Raw genomic sequence first — 2,736 nt, 5'->3', positions numbered from 1 at the left:
AAGACTACAGCACCCGTTTCCCTCCATAATGTTAAAGATGGGAAAATTGCTGAAGATTCGCATGATGCGATCAATGGTAGGCAGATTGAAAAAATATCTGGAGATGTAGCAAACATTTTGGGTGGGAATGCGGAATTTAGCGACGGTATTTTGTTCGGTCCGCTCTATCATTTATCGCGCATTTCTGAAGATGGCGTAGCAGTATCTAAAGACCATAATAATGTTGGTGACGCTTTGACAGGGCTTGATGACAATATCAACAATGTGAATAGCCGCTTAACACATGTAGCAAATGAATTTACTCAGAAAATTGAGGGTGTTTCTAAAGATTCTCTATTGTGGAGTAATGATGAGCAGGCATTTGTAGCACAGCATGGAGCAGACAAAGAAAATAGCAAAATTAAGTTTCTTGCCAATGGAGACATTTCTGCTAATTCAACCGATGCAGTGAATGGTTCGCAGCTCTTTGCTACTAATCAGAATGTTAACACTGTTACAAATAATCTGACAACAATTGCTAAAAATATATCAAAGTATTTTGGTGGTGGTGCAGATGTATCTAACGGTAAGGCTCCCACTTATACAATTCAGGGTAATTCTCATAATGATGTTGGTTCTGCTTTTAATGCTGTTGATACTTCTATCACGAATATCCAAAATCAGATTGCGAATGCGACAAAAAATAGCCTCGTTAAGCAGGAGGAAAATGAAAGTACTATCACCATAGGTAAGGCAACAGGAGGTTCTATAATTAATATTGCAAATAATGCAGGCAACGATAGGACAATTTCTGGTGTGAAGGCAGCTGTGAATGGTAATGAAGCTGTTAACAAAGCCCAGCTTGATAAAAGTATAGAGAAGATTTCTAATGATATTAATCTTACAAGTGCTGCTGCAGTTCTTTATGATAAAGAAAACGGTACCGTTAATTATGGTAGCGTAACTTTAGGTGGGATGGATAACCAAGTCCCTGTTGCTCTACATAATGTTAAAGATGGGAAAATTGCTGAAGATTCGCATGATGCGATCAATGGTAGGCAGATTGAAAAAATATCTGGAGATATAGCAAATTATTTTGGTGGTGGTGCCTCGTTCGAAAATGGTGCTTTTAAAGGACCAAACTATAGTTTATCTGTTATTGTTGAAGATGGTCAGGTGGCAAAAGCCAATTATCATGATGTTGGCTCAGCTTTGAGTGGTCTCGATGCAAATGTGAAGAGTGTGAATAGTCATCTCACGAATGTGGTCAATAATTTTACACAAAAAATCAATGATATTACACAAGAAGTCAAAGGGGATGCTTTGTTGTGGAGCAATGATGAGCAGGCATTTGTAGCACAGCATGGAGCAGACAAAGAAAATAGCAAAATTAAGTTTCTTGCTAATGGAGATATTTCTGCTAACTCAACCGATGCTATAAATGGTTCGCAACTTTATTTGATGAGTAATCAGCTTGCTGCATATTTTGGTGGTGGCGCTGGCTATAATAATGGAGAATGGACTGCTCCTACTTTCAAGATAGCACAATTCAAAGCTGACGGGAGCTCTGGTGAAAAGAAGGATTATCATAACGTTGCCAGTGCTTTTGACGGCGTAAGTGAGAGTATGTCTAAGATAAACGACCGTATTCAAAGTGTTGAAAACAATGTCTCGTCCAATGGTTTAAATTGGAATGAGCAGAAAAAAGCTTATGACGCTAGCCATGATGGTCAACCAAGTAAGATTATCAATGTAGCAGATGGTAAAATTGCAGAAGGTTCAAAAGATGCAGTCAATGGTGGACAGCTGTGGGAGACCAACGAACGTATCACTGGCGTTGAAAAAGATATTAGGCATATTGAAAACAGAGTCGACAATATTTCCACTACGGTTACGAATATTGGTGAAACGGTTTTCAATATTGAAGACAGAGTTGATAATATTGAGAACACGGTTAATAATCTTTCTGATGGTGCAGTTAACTATGATAAAGATGTTGATGGTAAAAAAACCAATAAGATCACTCTAAAAGGTGTCAACGAAAGTGAACCTGTTATGATTGATAATGTTGCCAATGGTCGCATTGAACAAGGTTCGAAAGAAGCTGTGAATGGTGGTCAACTGCATGACTATACCCAAGAACAGATGAAAATTGTTCTCGATGATGCAAAAAAATATACGGATAGTCGGGTGGATAATATTGTTATTAATGCCATTGATGATGCTGTTGATCGGTCTGACCGATATACAGATATGAAGTTTAATATTTTAAGTTATGACATTAAGAGCGTACGCAAAGAGGCAAGGCAAGCCGCCGCCGTTGGTCTAGCAGTATCCAACCTACGTTACTTCGACGAGCCGGGATCTTTGAGTGTCTCATTTGGTAGCGGCGCATGGCGTGGACAATCCGCATTTGCTCTTGGTGCTGGTTATACATCTGAAAACGGAAAAATCCGCTCTAATCTCTCTGCCACGAGTGCTGGTGGTCATTGGGGCATAGGTGGTGCAATTACTCTGAAAATAAAATAATACGAACAACGAAAAGAAAACAAAACATCCACCCTTATTAATTAAAATAAGGGTGGATGTTTTTTTACAGACGCACAGTATTTACCCAGAGATAAGCATAATATTTGATGAGGCTATAGACTGTGAGGTTTTATAGAAGATTTTTCTATATTTTTGTTGAAAAAAGATCACAGTAGAATCCATATTGCTAAAAAGCTATATTTTTATGTTGCTATTTTCTTGAACAGC

Annotated in this window: 1 protein-coding gene; it reads left to right on the top strand. The window is 38.3% G+C overall.

What is annotated here, in order from left to right:
* On the top strand, positions 1-2,508 hold a 2,508-nt coding region (locus ACFINW_RS07030; protein ID WP_375673996.1), incomplete at its 5' end, for a Vomp family autotransporter.
* Between the last annotated feature and the right edge of the window lie 228 nt (positions 2,509-2,736).

Source organism: Bartonella sp. AA18HLJMS (assembly GCF_042197245.1).
GTDB lineage: Bacteria > Pseudomonadota > Alphaproteobacteria > Rhizobiales > Rhizobiaceae > Bartonella.
The sequence above is the reverse complement of the archived record's forward strand: the minus strand, read 5'-3'. Positions and strand labels throughout refer to the sequence as shown.